This window comes from Streptomyces rubradiris (genome assembly GCF_016860525.1).
GTDB lineage: Bacteria > Actinomycetota > Actinomycetes > Streptomycetales > Streptomycetaceae > Streptomyces > Streptomyces rubradiris.
Genome location: NZ_BNEA01000001.1, coordinates 1180797 through 1200260 on the forward strand (window position 1 = coordinate 1180797; position 19464 = coordinate 1200260).

The window sequence follows — 19464 nt, forward strand, 5'->3', positions numbered from 1 at the left end:
CCCGTGGGCCGTCAGCCGAGACAGGCCGGGGTCGCCACGGGCAGGGTAAATCGGAACTCGGCGCCGCCGCGGGGGGCGCGGCCGACCGTGATGGTGCCGCCGTGGGCCTCCACGATGCCCTTGACGATGTACAGCCCGAGTCCGGTGCCGCCGCGCTTGCTGCCCCGCCAGAAGCGGGTGAAGACGCGGTTCATGGACTCCTCCGGGATGCCGGGCCCTTCGTCGCTCACCGTGACCGATGTGCCGGTTTCCTCGCTCTCGCGCGGGGACGCCGAGGGCGTGATGCCAATGGTGACGGTTCCCTCGCCGTGCCGCACGGCATTTTCGATGAGGTTGCTGAGCACCTGGTCGATCTTGTCGGGGTCGGCCCACAGGGCGGGCAGCGGCTGTTCGATGCGGAGCAGGAACCGCTCGGCGGGCTGGCCGGCCGCGACGTAGGCCTGGATGTGCCGGGAGACGGCGGCCTTGATGTCGACGGGCTGGCGGCGGACCTCCAGGCGCCCGGAGTCGATGCGGGAGATGTCCAGCAGTTCGGCGATGAGCCGGGTGACCCGGTCGGCGTCGGCGTCGACGGTCTCCAGCATGAGCCGCTTCTGGTCGTCGGTGAAGCGCTCCCATTTGGCGAGCAGGGTGGCGGTGAAGCCCTTCACGGAGGTCAGCGGGGAGCGCAGTTCGTGGGCGACGGTGGCGATCAGTTCGGCGTGGCTGCGCTCGGTGCGGCGGCGGGCCTCGGTGTCCCGGAGGCAGACGACCACCGACCGCACCGGGCCCAGCGGTTCGTCGCGCACGTAGCGGGCGGTGACCAGGACCTCCCGGCCGCCCGGCAGCAGCAGGTTGCGCTCCGGCTGCCGGGTGCGGATGGCGAGTCCGCCGTAGGGGTCGGTGAGCTGCCACCAGCGGCGCCCCTCCAGGTCCTCTAATGGCAGCGCCTTCTCCAGCGGCTGTCCGAGGGCTTCGGCGGGCGGTACCCCGGTGACGCGCCCGGCGGCGGCGTTGAAGCAGGTCACGCGGCCTTTTTCGTCGGCGATGACCAGGCCGTCGGGCAGCTCGCCCGGGTCGACGCCCCGGTGTCCGCCCGGCTCGGGCACAGGTGTGTCCCGTTCGTCCCGTCCCTCCGGCGCGGTACTCGTGCCGGCCACACTCATCCCCGTACCCCACCTCTCAGACGGCGCAGGGCCCCGCGCTGGTCACCCTACTAGCTCTCGGTGACGGAGCGGCACCCTCCGGAGGCGCGCTGCGCACGGGCCGAGGCGTAGAGGCATACGGCGGCGGCCGTGGCGAGGTTCAGGCTCTCGGCCCTGCCGTGGATGGGGACGCGGACGACGGCGTCGGCGAGGGCCCGGGTCTCCTCGGGCAGCCCCCACGCCTCGTTGCCGAACACCCAGGCGGTGGGTCCGCCCATGGTGCCCTTGTCCAGTTCCTCGTCGAGGTCGCGGTCGCCGGCTCCGTCGGCGGCGAGGATCCGCACCCCGGCCTCCTTCAGGCCGGCCACGGCCCGCTCCACGGGCACGCCGACGGCGACGGGCAGGTGGAAGTGGGAGCCGACGGAGGCCCGGACGGCCTTGGGGTTGTACAGGTCCACGGAGGCGTCGGTGAGGATCACGGCCTCCGCGCCGGCGGCGTCGGCGCAGCGCAGCACGGTGCCGGCGTTGCCGGGGTCGCGTACGTGGGCGAGGACGGCGACCAGCCTGGGCCGGGCGGCGAGGATCTCCTCGAAGGGGGTGTCCAGGAACCGGCAGACCCCGACCAGGCCCTGCGGGGTGACGGTGGTGGAGATCTCGGCGATGACCTCCTCGGAGGCCAGGTGCACCCGGGCGCCGGCGTCCCGTGCCTCCCCCACGATGTCGGGGTACCGCTCGGCGGCCTCGACGGTGGCGAACAGCTCCACGAGCGTCGCGCTGCCGTCGGCCCCCCGATGCCCGGCCCCCTCCCGCACGGCCTGCGGCCCCTCGGCGAGGAACAGCCGGTCCTTCCCCCGGAAGTTCCGCTTGGCAAGCCGCCGAGCAGCAGAAACACGCGCGGACCGGGGGGAGATCAGCTCGGGGCTGACGGGGGGCATGTTGTTCTTCACCTTCGGATGAGTTCTCTTGCTCTTTCCACGCGGGGTGGCTGCGGCGCCCCGTAAGGGGCGCGGGGAACTGCGCGACAAGCCCTCACCGGCGGGCAGCCGAACGACTGCCTGGAGGTCCCAACAACAGGACCCGCAAGCTATGCAGCCTGCGGGTCCCGAAGTGAGCGTCGGCTAGAGCCAGCGCAGCGTCACGCGGCCTTGGGCGCGTTGACGTCCGACGGCAGCGCCTTCTGCGCGACCTCGACGAGCGCCGCGAAGGCGTTCGCGTCGTTCACGGCGAGCTCGGCCAGGATCTTGCGGTCGACCTCGACGTTCGCGGCCTTCAGACCCTGGATGAAGCGGTTGTAGGTGATGCCGTTGGCGCGGGCAGCGGCGTTGATGCGCTGGATCCACAGCTGACGGAAGTCGCCCTTGCGCTTCTTGCGGTCGTTGTAGTTGTAGACCAGCGAGTGGGTGACCTGCTCCTTGGCCTTGCGGTACAGGCGCGAACGCTGACCGCGGTAGCCGGAGGCCTGCTCCAGGATCGCCCGGCGCTTCTTGTGGGCGTTGACTGCCCGCTTGACGCGTGCCACTTGTTAACTCCTTGTAGCGGGGTCGTGGGGGTCCTCACACGACCCGGAAACGATTCGGTCCCGGTCCAGACGCACGGCGCTCACAGGGCGCCGCCGCGTCACTTGCCGAGAAGCTTCTTGATCTTCGCGGCGTCGCCCGGGGCCATCTCGGCGTTGCCGGTGAGGCGACGCGTGACGCGGGACGACTTGTGCTCAAGCAGGTGGCGCTTGCCGGCGCGCTCACGGAGCACCTTGCCGGAGCCGGTGACCTTGAAGCGCTTGCTGGCACCGCTGTGCGACTTGTTCTTCGGCATAGCGCCGTTATCTCCTCGTCGGTGGCGCTCCGGTGCCCGGTCGTGAAACCGGGCACGGCGGAGCGTCGCTCTCTTCTTTCGGTTACATCCTCGGGGACGTACACGGAGCACATCCCCCGGGATCACGCCTCGGCGGGCTCCTCGGCGGACGCCTGAGCCTCGGCGGGGTTCTGCGAGCGGCCGGGGTTGGCCTTCGCCTCCGCCTTGCGGGCCTCCTGCGCCTGACGGGCCTCGGCCATCGCCTCGGTCTTCTTCTTGTGCGGACCGAGGACCATGATCATGTTGCGGCCGTCCTGCTTCGGGTTCGACTCCACGAAACCGAGGTCCTGGACGTCCTCCGCGAGCCGCTGGAGCAGGCGGTAGCCCAGCTCGGGGCGGGACTGCTCACGGCCACGGAACATGATCGTGATCTTGACCTTGTCGCCCTGCTTGAGGAACCGGACGACGTGACCCTTCTTGGTGTCGTAGTCGTGCGGGTCGATCTTCGGCCGGAGCTTCATCTCCTTGATGACCGTGTGCGCCTGGTTCTTGCGCGCCTCACGGGCCTTCATGGCCGACTCGTACTTGAACTTCCCGTAGTCCATGAGCTTGCACACGGGCGGACGGGCGTTCGCCGCGACCTCGACCAGGTCCAGGTCGTACTCCTGCGCAAGCTCCAGTGCCTTCGCGAGCGGCACGATGCCGACCTGCTCGCCACTGGGACCGACAAGTCGCACCTCGGGAACGCGAATCCGGTCGTTGATGCGGGGCTCGGCGCTGATGGATCCTCCTCGGTAGCACCACGCGACGGTCTGGCGGACAGCCGCGTAACGTCTGTGTTCGTTAGACCTAACCGCGCCGAAGCAACAAAAATGCCCCGGACGATCACCTGCGGGGCTCCAATACATCCGGAGCACCGCCGCGATGTCGCGGGGCGCGCTTTCGGGCGACTCCATCGCCCGTACGGAACGATGGCGGTCACCTGACCGGACCCGCCGTCCCGGGGGACGGAGCAGGTGGGAGATCGGAGCCTCCACTTGTGGGCCGAACACGCAGGTGTCCGGCCGGTCGTTTCCCCCAGACTACAGGGTTGCCACAGAGGGTGCCAAACCGTGCGCCGGGGCCGTGCGGGGCGGGCTCCCGCGGGCCGGGGCGCGTCCGGCGGGGCCTATCGTGTGGGGCATGAGTGACACCCCTCCTGAGTCCCCCGACTTCGACGCGATGACCCGGGACATCGCCGAGGTCCCCGCCGTCGAGGTGATCGTGACGGTCGCCGTCAACCTGATGAGCGCCGCCGCCGTGAAGCTCGGGCTGAGCGAGGAGGGCGAGAAGTACAAGGACCTGGACGAGGCCCGCAAGCTGATCACCGGGCTCGCCGGTCTGCTGGACGCGAGCGCGACCGAGATCAGCTCCTTCCACGCGGCCCCGCTGCGCGACGGCCTGAAGTCGCTCCAGCTGGCGTTCCGCGAGGCGTCGGTCGTCCCGGACGAGCCGGGCCAGGGTCCGGGCGAGAAGTACACCGGCCCGGTCTACGGCTGACCCCGCCCGTACCTCGCGTACGGTCTCATTCCTTCACGTACAGGGGCTCGCCCGGAGGCGTGGTCCCGGCCGGCAGCAGTGCCAGGTCGAGGCCGCGCACCAGGCGGGCCCGCAGTGTTTCGTCGGCGGCGAGCCGTCCGGCGACCGCGCGGGCGGCCTCGGCGGGCGGCGCTGCCGGGTCGAGGACGAGGGCGAGGGTGCCGTCGGCCCGTCCGGGGCCGAGGTGGGCGCGCAGCACGGCGGGCTCCGCCGCCACCGCCGTGCGGACGGCCGCCACCACGGCCGGGTCGGCGAGCGGGTCGGTGCTGGTGCGTCCCTCGGCGAGGGCGAGCAGCGCCGGTCCGGTCAGCTCGAACGGCACCGGTCCGGCGAGGTCCAGCACGACCGTGTCGGCCTTCTCGTGCGCGGCGGCCTGGAGCGCCTGGTGCAGGGGGACGGCGACCGGGCGGGCCGCGGGGTCCCAGCGGGCCAGGGAGTCGGTGGAGGTGAAGGCGGGCAGCGCGGTGCGGTCGCCGGCCTTCAGCGTGGGCACGGCCATGTCGCTGGTCTTCTCGCGGCGCAGCCCGTTCTCGTCCTCCTCCACCTCGCCGAGCACGGCGACGACGGGGACCAGCAGCCGGGCGCCCTTGAGCGCCTCCAGGACGGGCCCGACGGCGCCGCGGTCCTTGGCCCAGGCGGCGAGCGCGGCGCTCAGCCGGGGGTCGGCGGAGCCGTCGTCGTCGGAGAAGCCGGGGTCGGGAATGTTCTTGTTCGCCACGGTCACCGACCCTATCGGGGGCCCGGCGGGCACGGGCCGCCGGGCCGGTACGGGGCCGGGAACCCCGGGAGCGGGACGGGAGCCGGGCAGCCGCGGGGCGCCGGGCCGGTGGCGGCGGGGGCGGCGGGCACCGGGGGCGCGGCGGGGCTCTCGCGTCAACTCCTCTAGACTCCGGGGCAGTTGATCTTCAGCAGGCCGGATGCCGGCGTTCTCCTCAGCGTGCCGGGAGTCCGGTCGTGGAAGGAGCACGGTGCCTCCCGTACGTCCGACTCGCCGTTCCCTCATGGCCGGTGGTCTCGCGGCCGCCGCGGCCGTCTCGCTGCCGGCGCCCGCGTACGCCTCGGCGTCCGGCCCCGTCCGCCTCCGGCTGGCCGGCCCGACCGGGCCGTTCGCGGTGGGCGCGGTGGAGCTGCACCTGGTCGACCGGTCGCGGACCGACCCCTGGTCGGGCCGGCCGCGCGAGCTGATGGCGACCGTCGTCTATCCGGCCGTGGACGTCCGGGACCGCCCGCGGCTGCCGTGGCTGCCGCCGGGCGCCGAGCGGGCGCTGAAGGCACGGTACGGCGGTGCGCTGGACGGCTACGCGATGCCCCTGACGCACGGCGCGGACGGGGCGCCGGTCCGGCCGGGCCGGTACCCGGTGCTCCTGTACTCACCGGGCGCGGCCTCGGACCGCACGTTCAACACCCTGGTGGTCGAGGAGCTGGTGTCCTGGGGCTATGCCGTGGTCACCGTGGACCACCCCTACGACTCGGGTGAGGTGGAGTTCCCCGACGGCCGTGTGGTGCTCTCCGTCGGCGAGGACAGCGAGGAGGAGGTCGTCGCCGCGGTCGCGGTGCGCGCCGCCGACCTGCGGTTCGTGCTCGACCACCTCACCGGCCCGGCCTGGGGTGGTGCCCCCGGCCCCGGACGGCGGCGGCGCCCGCGCGGGCTGCGCGGCGCCCTCGATCCGACGCGCGTGGGGGCCTTCGGCCACTCCCGGGGCGGTGCCGCGGCGGCGGCCCTGATGGACCTGGACGACCGGGTGCGGGCCGGCGCCGACCTGGACGGCACGGTGTTCGGCCCCGTGGTCGGGCGCGGCCTGGACCGGCCGTTCCTGCTGATGGACACGGCGGAGCACGACGGCCTGGCCAAGGACCCGCACTGGCCCGAGTTCTGGCGGAACCTGCGCGGCTGGCGCCGCTGCCTGCGGCTCGCGGACGCCGGGCACCTGTCCTTCAGCGACATCGTCGCCCTCGCGCCGCAGCTTCCGCCCGGGCTGCCGTTGCAGGTCGGCACGGTCCCCGCGGACCGGGCGGTGGCGGCCGTACGGGCCGTGGTGCGGGCCTTCTTCGACCTCCAGCTGCGCGGCCGGCCCGACACCGGGCTGCTGCTGCGGGGCGCGTCGGCACGTCACCCGGAGATCGGGTACGTCGCCGGATAGCGGCTCTCAGGGCCGCCGGCCGCGGCTTCGCCACAGGACCGTCCCGGCCGCCAGCAGGACGGCGCCCGCGCCGCCGGCGAGCGGGGCCGCCCAGTCGGCGGTGCGGCCGCCGGCCCTGGGGGTGTCCGGGCCGGGGCCGAAGTACTTCTCGCCGTACGGCGCGGCGTGCAGGCGGCGCGGCTCCAGGCGGGCGGCGGCCTTCAGTGCCGCCGCCGGGTCGATCATGCCGAAGCCCCGGGAGTCGTCCCGGCCGCCGGCCGGGGCGTCCCGCGCGGTGTCCTCCAGCAGCTTCTTGATCTGGGCCGGGGCCAGGTCCGGGTACGCCGACCGGATCAGGGCCGCCGCTCCGGAGACGAAGGCGGAGGCCGCGCTGGTGCCCCAGCCCGCGTAGTACTTGTGGTCGGGGTCGGCGATGACGACGTCGACGCCGGGCGCGCTGACGGCCGCGTACCAGCGGCGGGTGGAGAAGGCGGCGCGGGTGCCGTACTTGTCCACGGCGGTGGCGGCGATGACGCCCGGGTAGGCGGCCGGGTAGGAGACGTGGTCGCCCTTGTCGCCGCCGTTGCCCGCGGAGGCGACGACGACCACGCCCTTGCCCAGGGCGTACTGCACGGCCTCGTCCTCACCGGGTTCGGGGTGGGCCGAGTTCGAGTCGTCGCCGAGGGAGAGGTTGATGACGTCGGCGCCGTGGTCGGCGGCCCAGCGGATGCCGTCGGCCAGGGCGGTTCCGCGGGTGGTGCGGGCCTTGGCGCGGGCCGGGTCGCCGTCCTCCAGGATCACGCGGACCGGGAGGATCTTCGCCTCCGGGGCCACGCCGAGGACGCCGTCGGCGTTCCCGGGGCCGTGGCCGTGCCCGGCGATGATGCCGGCCATGGCGGTGCCGTGCCGGGCCCACAGGCGCTCGCCGGGCCCGGCGCCGAAGCCGATCATGTCCTTGCCGGGCAGCACGTTCCCGGCGAGGTCCGGATGGCCGGACTCCACGCCGGTGTCCAGGACGGCGACGGTGACGCCCCGGCCCTCGGTGGTCCGCCAGGCCTCCTCCAGGTGGAGCGCGGTCAGGGCCCACTGCCGGGCGCGCAGGCCGTCGGCGTGGGCCGTGGCGGCGGGCAGCAGGGCGAGGGAGCCGGTGAGCAGCAGGCTCGCCACGGCGGCGAGGGCCCCGCGGCGGCCGGTCGGTCGGGTCATGCGGACTTCTCCGTGGCCGTGCCGATGGTCTTGCGCAGCCGCCGTTCGATGCGGTCGGCCAGGCCCTTGGCCTCGTTGCCGAGGCCGGCCTGGGCCGGTGCGGTGGCGGCGCCGGTACGGACGGCGTCGGCGGCGGGCTGGGGCTCGTCGACGGTACGGCCGTCGGCCCAGCCGGAGACGGCGTACGCCACCACGGGGGCTTCGGTGAGGACGGAGAGGGTCCAGGAGGCCCGCTGCCGGTCGCCGAAGCCGGCGGCGGCCGTGCCGGGGGCGGCGTAGGGCCGGGGCATCAGATCGGGGCGCCGGTCCAGGCGCTCGTCGCGGAAGCGGGCGGCGAGCGCGGACATGGCGGCGGGGTCGGCCTTGGTGAACATCAGGCCGACGGTGGTGACATGGCTCTGGGTGGCGTCGGTGTAGGTGGCGCGCAGCAGCCGCCGGCAGCCGACCGGGGCGAGGGCCCGGGCCAGCAGCGGGTCGAAGGCGTGGGCGCAGCCGCCGTCCGGGGCCACGGCGACGCGGGTCCACGTGCGGTCGGCTCCGCCGGGGCCGGCGCCGGTGCCCTGGACGGTGGGCGGGAAGAGCTGGTCCACGGGCACGCTGTGCCACAGGGCGCCGGCGGCGGTGTACGCGGTGCGGGCGGCGTCGTCGTCGCCGTCCCCGGTGAGCCAGCCCCCGGCGGCGGCCCCGCCGATGAGGCCGAGGCCGAGGACAAGACAAGTGGCGGCAGCGGCGGTGCGCGGCCCGACCCGGGGGCGGGTGCGCGCGCCGGTCAGCTCGGGTTCCGCGAACGACACGAGGGGCCGGTCGGCCGGAGCCGCGCTCCAGGGGCGGCCCGGGCCGGGCCCGCCGGGTGGTCCCGGCTCCCCGGGCGCCGGCGGACCCCAGGCCCGTACCCCGGTCGGGGGCACGGCGGGTGACGGGGCGTCAGCGGAGGCGGGCGGGACGGGACGCAGCCGCCTGGTCGACTCCGACGCCGACTCGGCCGGAGCGTCCTGCCGGGGCGTCCCCCGCCGGGGCGGTTCGTCAGCGGACCGTGGCCCGGCCCCGGTCGCCCGCGCGGCAGGCCCGGTGACGGTCCCGGGAGCGGTCCGCGAGACGCTCCCCCCGGCCGTTGCCGCGGGAGTCCGGGCGGGAGTCGGCGCCTGCCCGGAACGGCCGCCGGACCGCACCGCACCTCCCCTGGCCCCCGTGCTCGGCGGTACGTCGGGAAAGCGGGCCGACGCGGGCGGCGGAGGCGGGCTCACCGGATCGGGGACCTCGGGAACCACCGCAGGACGCGGGGGGCGTACGACGCGCGGGGTGAAGACCGACGGCTCGTCGTCGGGGTCGCCGGCCGGGTGGGGGGCCGTGGGCGTCGACGGGCGCGGGACCGTACCGGCCGGCCCCGCGTCGGGGCGGGCCGTTTCCGCGGCGGGGGGCGGGGCCGAGGGGCGGGGCGGTACGGGGGTGTGCCGCGCTTCCGTGCTCATGCACCCCCCGTTTCCTCGTGCCCAGGGCCGTTTCCTCCGTACGCGGGCCGTCCGCCGTCCGGCCGCGCCCGGTGCGCTGGTTTCTCCCGGGCACGCATACCCGTACGGCCGGACGGGCATCCCGGTTCGCCTGGTGCGCCGGGCGCGGTCCGCCGTACGTGCGCGTCACTCTACGGCTTGTCGCGGGCCGGAACGGAACCGGTCCGCGCGCCCGGGGCATCTGCCCGGAACGTCCCCCTACCCTGCGGTAATCCTCTCTGGCAGGCTTCCGCCATGACTGCGCCTGCCGCCGCCCGGGCCCGTTACGACCGGGCCACCGCCCATCTCGACGCCCCCCTCGCGATCGTGGACCTGGACGCGTTCGACGCCAACGCGGACGACCTGCTGCGCCGGGCCGGGGGCAAGCCCGTGCGGGTCGCCAGCAAGTCGGTGCGCTGCCGGGCCCTGCTGGAGCGGGTCCTGGCCAAGGACGGTTTCCGGGGCGTCATGTCGTTCACCCTGGCCGAGTCGCTGTGGCTGGCGCGGTCGGGGTTCGAGGACGTGCTGCTGGCCTATCCGTCCGCCGACCGGGCGCACTTCGCCGAGCTGGCCGCCGATCCGAAGCTCGCCGGTGCCGTCACCGTGATGATCGACGATCCGGCGCACCTGGACCTCATCGACGCGGCCCGCGACGGCGGGCGCGAAGTCGTCCGGGTGTGCCTGGAGTTGGACACCTCGCTGCGGCTGCTGGGCGGCCGGGTGCGGATCGGCGCCCGGCGCTCGCCGCTGCACTCCCCCGCCCAACTCGCCGAGCTGGCACGCTCGGTGGCCCGGCGGCCGGGCTTCCGGCTGGTGGGGATCATGGCGTACGAGGGGCATGTCGCCGGGGTCGGGGACGCGGTCGCGGGGCGGCCGCTGCGGTCCCGGGCGGTCCGGCTGATGCAGGCCGCCGCCCGGCGGGAACTGGCCGAGCGGCGGGCCGCGGTCGTCCGGGCGGTGCGGGCCGTCGCCCCGGACCTGGAGTTCGTGAACGGCGGCGGCACCGGCAGCGTGCAGCACACCGCCGCCGAGGACGCGGTCACCGAGATCGCCGCCGGTTCGGGGCTGTACGTGCCGCGCCTGTTCGACAACTACTCCTCCTTCACCGGCCGTCCGGGCGCCCTGTTCGCGCAGCCCGTGGTCCGGCGGCCCGGGGTGGGGGTGGTGACCGTGCTCGGCGGCGGCTATCCGGCCTCCGGCGCCGCCGGGCCCGACCGGCTGCCGGTGCCGTATCTGCCCGAGGGGCTGCGGTACGACCCGCAGGAAGGCCCCGGGGAGGTGCAGACCCCGCTGCTCGGCTCGCCCGCCGACGACCTGCTCATAGGCGACAAGGTGTGGTTCCGGCACGCCAAGGCGGGCGAGCTGTGCGAGCGGTTCGAGGCGCTGCACCTGATCGAGGGGGACACGGTGACCGCGACCGTGCCGACCTACCGGGGTGAGGGGCACACCTTCCTGTGAGGCGTCCTACAGGGGTGTGACGTAGGCGCCGGTGAGGCCGCCGTCCACCAGGAAGTCGGTGGCGTTGACGAAGGAGGAGTCGTCGCTGGCCAGGAAGGCGACGGCGGCGGCGATCTCCTCGGCCTCGGCGAACCGGCCGGCGGGGATGTGCACCAGGCGGCGCGCGGCGCGCTCGGGGTCCTTGGCGAACAGCTCCCGCAGCAGCGGGGTGTTGACCGGGCCGGGGCACAGGGCGTTGACCCGGATGCCCTCCCGGGCGAACTGCACTCCGAGTTCGCGGGACATGGCGAGCACCCCGCCCTTGGAGGCGGTGTAGGAGATCTGGCTGGTGGCGGCGCCCATCCGGGCCACGAAGGACGCGGTGTTGATGATGGAGCCCTTGCCCTGGCGCCGCATGTAGGGGATGGCGGCCTTGCAGCACAGGTACACGGAGGTGAGGTTGACCTCCTGGACGCGCTTCCATGCCTCCAGGCCGGTGTCGAGGATGGAGTCGTCGTCGGGCGGGGAGATGCCGGCGTTGTTGAAGGCGACGTCGACGCTGCCGTAGGTGTCGTAGGCCGCCTTGAACAGCGCCTCGACCTGCTCGGGGTCGGTGACGTCGGTCTTGACGAAGAGTCCGCCCACCTCCCCGGCCGCGGCCTTGCCGGTGGTCTCGTCGACGTCCGCGCAGACCACGTGGGCCCCTTCGGAGGCGAGGCGGCGGGCGGTGGCGAGGCCGATGCCGCTGCCGGCTCCGGTCACGACGGCGGTACGGCCGGTCAGGCGGCGGCAGACACGGTTGTCGGTGGTGTCGGTCACTGTGCGGGGCCCTCCGTGCTGATGAAGACGTTCTTGGTCTCGGTGAAGGCGGTCAGGGCGTCGGGGCCGAGTTCGCGGCCGAGGCCGGACTGCTTGAAGCCGCCGAACGGGGTCCAGTAGCGGACGCTGGAGTGGGAGTTCACGGACAGGTTGCCCGCGCGGACGGCCTGGGAGACGCGCAGGGCGCGGCCCAGGTCCCGGGTCCAGACCGAGCCGGACAGGCCGTAGGGGGTGTCGTTGGCGAGGCGGACGGCGTCCTGCTCGTCGGTGAAGGGGAGCAGGACGGCCACGGGGCCGAAGATCTCCTCGCGGGCCGCCCGGCTGTCGGGCCGCTCGGCGGTGAGCACGGTCGGCGGGAACCAGAAGCCGGGGCCGTCGGGGGCGCTGCCGCGCAGGGCCGGGGCGTCGTCGGGGACGTAGGACCGTACGCGCTCCCGCTGCCGTGCCGAGATCAGCGGGCCCATCCGGGTCTTCTCGTCGGCCGGGTCGCCGACGACCACGGCGGCCAGCGCGTCGGCGAGCAGGGCCCGGGCCTCGTCCAGCACGCTCTCCTGGACCAGGACGCGGGTGCGGGCGCAGCAGTCCTGGCCGCAGTTGTCGAGGAAGGAGAAGGGGTCGAGGGCGGCGGTGAGGTCGGCGTCGGCGAAGACCACGTTGGGGCTCTTGCCGCCGAGTTCGAGGGTGACCGGTTTGACCAGCCGGGCGCAGCGTTCCATGACCTCGCGGCCGGTGCGGGTGGAACCGGTGAAGACGATCTTGGCGACGTCCGGGTGGTCCACCAGGGCGCGGCCGGCGGTGGTGCCGTAGCCGGGCAGCACCTGGAAGAGGTGTTCGGGCAGGCCCGCCTCCAGGGCCAGGGCGGCGAGGCGGAGCGCGGTGAGCGGGGTGGCCTCGGCGGGCTTGAGGACGACGGCGTTGCCCGCGGCGAGCGCCGGGAAGGAGCCCCAGGCGGCGATCGGCATGGGGAAGTTCCAGGGGGCGATCACGCCGACCACGCCGAGGGGTTCGTGGAAGGTGACGTCCCAGCCGCCGGGTGCCGGGATCTGCCGGCCGAGCAGGCGTTCGGCGCCGCCCGCCGCGTACAGGAGCAGGTCGCGGGCGTTGCCGGCCTCCCAGCGGGCGTTGCCGAGGGTGTGGCCGGCCTCGCAAACCTCCAGCCGGGCGAGTTCCTCGGTGTGGGCGTCGACCACGTCCGCGAAGCGGCGCAGCAGCCGGGCCCGGTCGGCGGGGGCGAGGGCGGCCCAGGTCCGCTGGGCGCGTACGGCCCGTGCGACGGCGGCGGCGACGTCCTCCTCGCTCGCGGCGGGGACGGTGGCGACGGTCTCCTCGGTGGCGGGGTTGAGGACGGTCAGCTCGTTCGGGTCGGACACGTGGTGACCTTTCACAGGCGTTCGAAGGAGCGACGCAGCTCCCAGTCGGTGACCGCGGCGTCGAAGGCGTCCAGCTCGACGCGCGCCATGTTGCGGTAGTGCGCGACCACTTCGTCGCCGAAGGCGGCCTTGGCGATCGGGCTGTTCTCCCAGAGCTCGGCGGCCTCCCTCAGGGTGGTCGGGACGTGCTCGAACCCGGCGGTGTAGGCGTTTCCGGGGCAGGGTTCGGGCAGTTCGAGCCCGTGCTCGACGCCGTACAGGCCGGCCGCGACCAGTCCGGCGACGGCGAGGTGGGGGTTGACGTCGCCGCCGGGGAGGCGGTTCTCGAAGCGCAGGGAGCGGCCGTGGCCGACCACGCGCAGGGCGCAGGTGCGGTTGTCGTGGCCCCAGGCGACGGCGGTGGGCGCGAAGGAGCCGGGCTGGAACCGCTTGTAGGAGTTGATGTTGGGGGCGTACAGGAGGCAGAAGTCGCGCAGGGCGGCGAGCTGTCCGGCGAGGAAGTGCCGCATCACGTCGGACATGCCGCCGTCGGGGCCGGCCATCGCGTTGCGGCCGTCGGCGTCGGCGAGGGAGAGGTGGATGTGGCAGGAGTTGCCCTCGCGTTCGTTGTACTTGGCCATGAAGGTGATCGAGACGCCCTCCTGGGCGGCGATCTCCTTGGCGCCGGTCTTGTACAGGGCGTGCTGGTCGCAAGTGCGCAGGGCCTCGGCGTAGCGGAAGGCGATCTCGTGCTGGCCGGGGTTGCACTCGCCCTTGGCGGACTCCACGGTGAGGCCGGCGCCGGCCATGTCGTTGCGCAGCCGGCGCAGCAGGGGTTCGACGCGGCCGGTGCCGAGGATGGAGTAGTCGACGTTGTACTGGTTGGCGGGGGTCAGGCCGCGGTAGCCCGCGTCCCAGGCCGCCTCGTAGCTGTCCTTGAAGACGATGAACTCCAGCTCGGTGCCGGCCTGGGCGGTGTAGCCGAGGGCGGCGAGCCGCTCCAGCTGGCGGCGCAGGATCTGGCGGGGCGCGACGGCGACCGGGGTGCCGTCGTTCCAGGCGAGGTCGGCCAGGAGCAGGGCGGTGCCGGGGTGCCAGGGGACGCGGCGCAGGGTGGCGGGATCGGGGCGCATGGCGAAGTCGCCGTAGCCGCGCTCCCAGGAGGACATCGCGTAGCCGTCGACGGTGTTCATCTCGGGGTCGACCGCGAGGAGGTAGTCGCAGCCCTCGGTGCCGTGGTGGAGTACCTCGTCGAGGAAGAAGCGGGCGGCGAACCGCTTGCCCTGGAGCCGCCCTTGCATGTCGGGGAAGGCCAGGACGACGGTGTCGATCTCACCGCCCGCGACGAGGGCGTGCAGTTCCTCGACGCTGAGCGGGGGTGTGCGGTCTGCCACGGGAGAGCCTCCTTCGGCGCCGGCGCGCTGTTCCCGGCCGAACCGGGAGCCATAAGGTATTGCCGGGAACCATTGGTTGGGAAGGGGGCACGGCGGATGGCACGGGAGGCGGGCCCGGACACGCCTGAGGACCGGCTCGCCGCGGTGCTGCGGCCGGTGCGGGCGGGCAACGGCTTCGAGGAGGCACTGGAGCAGATCCTCCAGGTCGTCCGGCTGGGCCTGGTGCCGGACGGCGGGCGATTGCCGGCCGAGCGGGAGCTGGCGGAGCGGCTCGGGATCAGCCGGGTGACGCTGCGCGAGGTGCTGAAGGTGCTCCAGGACCAGGGGCTGGTCCGGGCGCGGCGCGGGCGGTACGGCGGAACGTTCGTGCTGCCGCGTCCGGACGCGGGCGGCGAGGACGAGCTGCGGCGCCGGGTGGCCGGGGTCGACATCGAGGACGTGCTGCGCTTCCGCGAGGTGCTGGAGGTGGGCGCGGCCGGTCTGTGCGCGGCGCACGGGCTGGCCGGGGAGCGCGCGCGGCGGCTGCGTGAGGCGCTGGAGCGCACGCGGGAGGCCCCGCTCGCGGACTACCGGCGGGCGGACACGCTGCTGCACCTGACGCTGGCCGAGCTGTGCGGCTCGCCGTCGCTGGCCGAGCGGTACGCGGCGGTCCGGGCCACGGTGAACGACCTGCTGGACTGCATCCCGCTGCTGGTGCGCAACCTGGAGCACTCCCAGCGGCAGCACACCGCGCTGGTGGAGGCGGTGCTGGAGGGAGACGCCGACGGAGCCCGGGAGGTGATGCGCGAGCACTGCGCGGGCACGGCGGCGCTGCTGCGGGGCTTCCTGACCTGACCCGGCTACACAAAGGTTCGACCGAATACCTTTACCGAGGCGCTCTTGAAGCGGGCGCCCCGATCGAGCACGGTGGAATCAGGACCGCCGGGTTCCCGTGGAGGACTGCATGACGGCACGGCCGCTGATCGGCGTGAGCACGTACCTGGAGTCCGGCGCGCGCTGGGGGGTGTGGGAACTGGAGGCGGTGCTGCTGCCGGCCGCGTACCCACGGCTCGTCCAGCGGGCCGGCGGGCTGGCGCTGCTGCTGCCGCCGGACGCGCCCGAGCGGGCCGCCGCGGCCCTGGCCCCGCTGGACGCCCTGGTCGTCGCGGGCGGCCCGGACGTCGACCCGGCCCGTTACGGCGCCGAGCGCTCCCCGCACACCGGGCGGCCCGCGCCCGAGCGGGACGCCTGGGAACTCGCGCTGATCGAGGCCGCGCTGGCGGCGGGGACACCGCTGCTCGGCGTCTGCCGGGGCATGCAGCTGCTGAACGTGGCACTGGGCGGCACGCTGGTCCAGCACCTGGAGGGGCACGCGGAGAGGGTCGGCGTGTTCGGCGGGCACCCGGTGAAGCCGGTACCGGGGACGCTGTACGGCGGGATCGTCCCGGAGGAGCTGACCGTGCCGACGTACCACCACCAGGCCGTGGAGCGGCTCGGCGCCGGACTGGTGCCCTCCGCCTACGCGGCGGACGGCACCGTGGAGGCCGTGGAACTGCCCGCGGACCGGGGCTGGGTCCTCGGCGTGCAGTGGCACCCCGAACAGAGCGACGACCTGCGGGTCATGCAGGCCCTGATCGCAGCCGCTTCCTGAGGGGCGGCGTGGTCCGCGGGGTGCGGGTGCGTCGGGGCTGAGCGCCCGGTTTTCCGCTGTCCTTTCACGCTCACGCTCGTGTGAGTGACAGGAGTTCTCTCGCCGGACCGGCGGGGCGGTGGCCGGTGGGCCAGACCGCTCGGAGGGCCCGGCGCAGGGGGACGCCCTCCACGGGGATGCTGACCAGGCGGCGCAGGGACAGTTCCTCACCCACCGCCAGTTCGCTGAGGACGGAGGGGCCCGCGCCGCTGACCGCGGAGGCCTTGACCGCCGTGGTCGAGGACAGCTCGATCAGCGGGCGGGCCAGACCGCCGAGCGCCGCGTCCAGGACCTGGCGGGTGCCCGAACCCCGCTCTCGGAGGATGAGCGGGGTGGACGCCAGCTCCGCCGCCGTCAGGGGCCGCCGGCGCCGGGCCCACGGGTGGCCGGGCGCGGTGACGACGATCAGCCGGTCGTGGGCGATGACCGTGGAGTCCAGGCCGGTCGGCACGTTCAGGCCCTCCACGAACCCGAGGTCCGCCTCCCCCGCCAGCAGCAGCTCCGCGACCTTCGCCGAGTTGCCCGCGAGCAGCGACACGGCCGTGTCGGGCCGCTCGGCGTGCAGCGCGAGCAGCCAGCCGGGCAGCAGGTATTCGGCGATGGTCATGCTGGCCGCGACCCGGAGCCGGGAGTCACGCCGGTCCCGCAGCGCCCGCGCGCCCGCGTCGAAGGCGGCCGCCGCCTCCACCACCCGGCGGGCCCAGTCCGTGACCAGGGCGCCCGCGTCGGTGAGCCGGGAGCCGCGCGGGGAGCGGTCGACGAGGGCCACCCCCAGCTGCCGTTCCATGGAGCGCAGCCGGCTGCTCGCGGCCGGCTGGGTGATGCCGACCTCGCGGGCCGCCGCGCCGAGACTGCCCAGCCGCGCCACCGCGAGCAGCAGCTCCAGCGCGGCCAGGTCCGGCACCCGGTGCGCCAGAGATTCCGTGCGTTCCCGCTGTCCCTCGGCCCTGCTCATAAGACCAGCTTATGCCCTCATAGACAGGAACTCCCTGGTCAGGGGGGAATCGCTGGGACATCGTGAGCGCATGGTCACCGCAGCCCAGCCCCGTACGCCATCGGTCAGACACCTCGGCCCCAACTGGTACGCCTCCGTGATGGGCACCGCCATCGTCGGCTCCGCAGGGGTCGCGCTGCCCGCGCCGGCGAACGGGCCGCGCGCCGTCTTCGCCGCCGTCTGGGTGCTGTCGCTGCTGCTGCTCGTGGCCCTGCTGGCCGCCCGCGCCGTGCACTGGGCCCGCCACCGCGACCAGGCCCGCGCCCACCTCCTCGATCCGGCCGTGGCCCCCTTCCACGCCTGCCTGGCGATGGCGCTGCTGTCGGTGGGCGGCGGCGCCCTGACGGCCGGCCGGGACCTGATCGGCACCCGCGCGGCCGTCGCCCTGGACACCGTGCTGTACACCGCCGGTACGGCGGCCGGGCTCGGGGCCGCCGTCGCCGTGCCGTACCTGATGGCCGTGCGGCACCGGGCCGAACCCGGCCAGGCCAGCCCGGTGTGGCTGCTGCCGCTGGTCGCGCCCATGGTGTCGGCCGCGCTCGGCCCGCTGCTGGTGCCGCACCTGCCGCCGGGGCAGCCCCGGGAGACCCTGCTGCTGGCGTGCCTCGCGCTGTTCGGGGCGAGCCTGCTGGCCGTGCTGCTGATGCTGCCGCTGGTGTTCGCCCGGCTGATCACCGCCGGGCCGCTGCCGCTCGCGCTCACCCCGACCCTGTTCCTGGTACTCGGCCCGCTCGGGCAGTCCGCCACCGCCACGGGAGTGATCGCGGACGCCGCGCCCGGGGTCGTACCGGCCCCCTACGACCGCGGCCTCGCGGTCCTCGCCGTGCTGTACGGCGTGCCCGTGATGGGGTTCGCGCTGCTGTGGCTGGCGCTGGCGACCGCGCACGTGGTGCGGGCCCGGCGGCACGGGATGGGGTTCGCGCTGACCTGGTGGGCGTTCACCTTCCCGGTGGGCACCTGTGTCACCGGCGCGGCCGCCCTGGCCCGGCACACCGGCCTGGCGGTGTACGAGGCGCTGGCCGTGGGTCTGTACGCCGTCCTGGTGGCGGCCTGGCTCGCGGCGGCCCGCGGCACCGTGCGCGGCCTGCTCAGCGGCGAGCTGCTCGCAGGGCCTCGGCCAGCACCCGTGGCGCTCGCGTCAGGGACGGGCCGTACCACGTCAGGTGCCGTCCGCTGACCAGGGCGCAGGGCAGGCCGGGGAAGGCCTCGGGGCCGTCGTCGGCGGTGAAGCGGTACGGCTCGTCGGGCAGGACCACCAGGTCCGGGGACGCCGCGCGCAGCTCGGCCGCCGGGACGCGCGGATAGCGGTCGGGGTGGCCGGCGTAGAGGTGGTCCACGCCGAGGCGGGCCAGGACGTCACCGGCGAAGGTGTCCCGGCCGAGAACCATCCAGGGGCGGCGCCAGACGGGCACCACCGCGGTCGTGCGCTCCGCGGGCTCGGGCAGCGCCGCCCAGGCCCGCTCCGCCTCGTCCAGCCAGCCGGGCCGGCCCGGGGCGCCGCACGCGGTGAGCACCCGGTCCAGCTCGGTGAAGGCCTGCGGCACGCCCCGTACCTCGGTGACCAGGACCTCGATGCCGGCCGCGCGCAGGGCGTCGAGGTCGGCGGCGCGGTTCTCCTCCTCGTTGGCGATCACCAGGTCCGGGGCGAGGGAGACGATCCGGTCCACCCGGGGGTTCTTCGTGCCGCCGATCCGGGCGACGTCCAGGTCCGCCGGGTGGGTGCACCAGTCGGTGGCGCCCACGAGGGCGCCGGGCAGGGTCACCGCGACGGCCTCGGTCAGGGACGGGACCAGGGAGACCACCCGCGTCACGGCGCCGCCTTCCGCCCGCCGCTCAGCGGGACCTGTTCCGGACGGCCTCGATGTGCTCGGCGACCGCCACCACGATGATCCGGGTGTCCGGGACCGTGGCCCGCCAGCGGTGCCGGACGCCACCGGTCAGATACAGGGTGTCGCCCCGGCCGAGGCGGTAGGCGCGGCCCTCCGCCTCGATCTCCACCGCGCCGTCGGCGACGTACATCAGCTCGTCGTTGCGGTGCTGGAGCTCGCGGCCGGCGTCGTGGTCGCCGGTGAACTCGGAGGCGTGCAGCTGGTGGTGGCCGCGCACCAGGGCGCGGGTGCGCGGGTCGAAGTCGCCCTCGGCGACCGGCTCGGCGCGCACCACGTCCACGCTGGCCGCCGGGTCGGCGGCGGCGAGGAGTTCGACGGCCGTGGTGCGCAGCGCGTCGGCCAGCTTCTCCAGGGAGGTGCTGCTCGGGCGGGCCCGGTCGTTCTCCACCTGGCTGAGGAAGGGCACCGACAGGCCGCTTCGCTCGGCCACGACGGCGAGGGTCAGTTCCAGCGCGCGGCGGCGCCGCCGGACGGCCGCGCCCACCCGCACGGGCTGCTGTTCTTTGTGGTCGCCCATCGCTCCGGCTCCCTCCCTCACTCGTCGTTCCGCTGTACGGGTGCCCCTTACGGGGCGCCCCTCTTCTGATGACTTCTCTGCACCCTACGC

At 74.6% G+C, this 19464-nt stretch carries 20 protein-coding genes; 6 read left to right on the top strand and 14 right to left on the bottom strand.

Going from position 1 to position 19464, the window contains the following annotated elements; genetic code table 11:
- Positions 1-11: 11 nt before the first annotated feature.
- From Srubr_RS05495 to infC, 5 genes are all read right to left on the bottom strand, one after another.
- Positions 12-1145, bottom strand: a complete 1134-nt coding sequence (locus Srubr_RS05495) for a sensor histidine kinase (protein WP_189996201.1) — start codon at positions 1143-1145, stop codon at positions 12-14.
- Between the two features lie 50 nt (positions 1146-1195).
- Positions 1196-2059, bottom strand: a complete 864-nt coding sequence (locus Srubr_RS05500) for a TrmH family RNA methyltransferase (protein ID WP_189996200.1) — start codon at positions 2057-2059, stop codon at positions 1196-1198.
- A 200-nt stretch (positions 2060-2259) separates the two neighbouring features.
- On the bottom strand, positions 2260-2643 hold the full coding sequence (gene rplT / locus Srubr_RS05505) for a 50S ribosomal protein L20 (protein ID WP_006141703.1): 384 nt from the start codon (positions 2641-2643) through the stop codon (positions 2260-2262).
- A gap of 98 nt (positions 2644-2741) precedes the next feature.
- A complete protein-coding gene (gene rpmI / locus Srubr_RS05510; RefSeq protein ID WP_004933563.1) occupies positions 2742-2936 on the bottom strand; it encodes a 50S ribosomal protein L35 in 195 nt (64 codons plus the stop codon).
- Positions 2937-3058: 122 nt separating this feature from the next.
- Entirely contained in the window at positions 3059-3697 is a 639-nt protein-coding gene (gene infC / locus Srubr_RS05515) for a translation initiation factor IF-3 (protein ID WP_189996389.1), read from the bottom strand.
- A gap of 400 nt (positions 3698-4097) precedes the next feature.
- Here infC and Srubr_RS05520 point away from each other — a divergent pair, with 400 nt between their 5' ends.
- On the top strand, positions 4098-4454 hold the full coding sequence (locus Srubr_RS05520) for a DUF1844 domain-containing protein (RefSeq protein WP_189996199.1): 357 nt from the start codon (positions 4098-4100) through the stop codon (positions 4452-4454).
- A 25-nt stretch (positions 4455-4479) separates the two neighbouring features.
- On the opposite strand, the gene Srubr_RS05525 is transcribed toward Srubr_RS05520, so the two are convergent.
- A complete protein-coding gene (locus Srubr_RS05525) occupies positions 4480-5211 on the bottom strand; it encodes an SseB family protein (protein WP_189996198.1) in 732 nt (243 codons plus the stop codon).
- Between the two features lie 283 nt (positions 5212-5494).
- Here Srubr_RS05525 and Srubr_RS05530 point away from each other — a divergent pair, with 283 nt between their 5' ends.
- On the top strand, positions 5495-6634 hold the full coding sequence (locus Srubr_RS05530; protein WP_229926723.1) for an alpha/beta hydrolase: 1140 nt from the start codon (positions 5495-5497) through the stop codon (positions 6632-6634).
- Between the two features lie 6 nt (positions 6635-6640).
- Here Srubr_RS05530 and mycP read toward each other — a convergent pair whose 3' ends face one another.
- Entirely contained in the window at positions 6641-7819 is a 1179-nt protein-coding gene (mycP, locus tag Srubr_RS05535) for a type VII secretion-associated serine protease mycosin (RefSeq protein ID WP_189996197.1), read from the bottom strand.
- Positions 7816-8613 (bottom strand): hypothetical protein, encoded by a 798-nt coding sequence (locus tag Srubr_RS05540; protein ID WP_229926722.1) that lies wholly within the window; start codon positions 8611-8613, stop codon positions 7816-7818. Before Srubr_RS05540 ends, mycP begins: the two co-directional genes overlap by 4 nt.
- A 948-nt stretch (positions 8614-9561) precedes the next feature.
- Here Srubr_RS05540 and Srubr_RS05545 point away from each other — a divergent pair.
- Positions 9562-10764 (top strand): amino acid deaminase/aldolase, encoded by a 1203-nt coding sequence (locus tag Srubr_RS05545; protein ID WP_189996196.1) that lies wholly within the window; start codon positions 9562-9564, stop codon positions 10762-10764.
- A gap of 6 nt (positions 10765-10770) precedes the next feature.
- Here the strand turns inward: Srubr_RS05545 and Srubr_RS05550 are convergent, their stop codons facing one another.
- The 3 genes from Srubr_RS05550 to Srubr_RS05560 are packed head-to-tail and all read right to left on the bottom strand — an operon-like array spanning position 10771 to position 14305.
- On the bottom strand, positions 10771-11562 hold the full coding sequence (locus tag Srubr_RS05550) for a 3-oxoacyl-ACP reductase (protein WP_189996195.1): 792 nt from the start codon (positions 11560-11562) through the stop codon (positions 10771-10773).
- On the bottom strand, positions 11559-12932 hold the full coding sequence (locus tag Srubr_RS05555; RefSeq protein WP_189996194.1) for an aldehyde dehydrogenase family protein: 1374 nt from the start codon (positions 12930-12932) through the stop codon (positions 11559-11561). Before Srubr_RS05555 ends, Srubr_RS05550 begins: the two co-directional genes overlap by 4 nt.
- A gap of 11 nt (positions 12933-12943) precedes the next feature.
- Positions 12944-14305 (bottom strand): glutamine synthetase family protein, encoded by a 1362-nt coding sequence (locus Srubr_RS05560; RefSeq protein WP_189996193.1) that lies wholly within the window; start codon positions 14303-14305, stop codon positions 12944-12946.
- A 96-nt stretch (positions 14306-14401) separates the two neighbouring features.
- Between Srubr_RS05560 and Srubr_RS05565 the strand changes: the two genes are divergently transcribed.
- Positions 14402-15139 carry a FadR/GntR family transcriptional regulator gene (locus Srubr_RS05565; protein ID WP_189996192.1) on the top strand — a complete coding sequence of 246 codons (738 nt, stop codon included), beginning with the start codon at positions 14402-14404 and terminating at the stop codon, positions 15137-15139.
- A 109-nt stretch (positions 15140-15248) separates the two neighbouring features.
- Entirely contained in the window at positions 15249-15935 is a 687-nt protein-coding gene (locus Srubr_RS05570; RefSeq protein WP_189996191.1) for a gamma-glutamyl-gamma-aminobutyrate hydrolase family protein, read from the top strand.
- Positions 15936-16005: 70 nt separating this feature from the next.
- Here the strand turns inward: Srubr_RS05570 and Srubr_RS05575 are convergent, their stop codons facing one another.
- Positions 16006-16929 carry a LysR family transcriptional regulator gene (locus Srubr_RS05575; protein ID WP_189996190.1) on the bottom strand — a complete coding sequence of 308 codons (924 nt, stop codon included), beginning with the start codon at positions 16927-16929 and terminating at the stop codon, positions 16006-16008.
- 70 nt (positions 16930-16999) lie between these two features.
- On the opposite strand from Srubr_RS05575, the gene Srubr_RS05580 reads away from it, so the two are divergent.
- The gene (locus tag Srubr_RS05580; protein WP_189996189.1) at positions 17000-18145 is read left to right on the top strand and encodes a TDT family transporter; all 1146 of its coding nucleotides are present in this window, start codon (positions 17000-17002) and stop codon (positions 18143-18145) included.
- On the opposite strand, the gene Srubr_RS05585 is transcribed toward Srubr_RS05580, so the two are convergent.
- Complete coding sequence (locus tag Srubr_RS05585) at positions 18057-18779, bottom strand: helical backbone metal receptor (protein WP_189996188.1); 723 nt, start codon at positions 18777-18779, stop codon at positions 18057-18059. The two genes, Srubr_RS05580 and Srubr_RS05585, sit on opposite strands and share 89 nt — an antisense overlap.
- A gap of 22 nt (positions 18780-18801) precedes the next feature.
- Complete coding sequence (locus Srubr_RS05590; RefSeq protein ID WP_189996187.1) at positions 18802-19374, bottom strand: helix-turn-helix domain-containing protein; 573 nt, start codon at positions 19372-19374, stop codon at positions 18802-18804.
- Positions 19375-19464 lie beyond the last annotated feature (90 nt).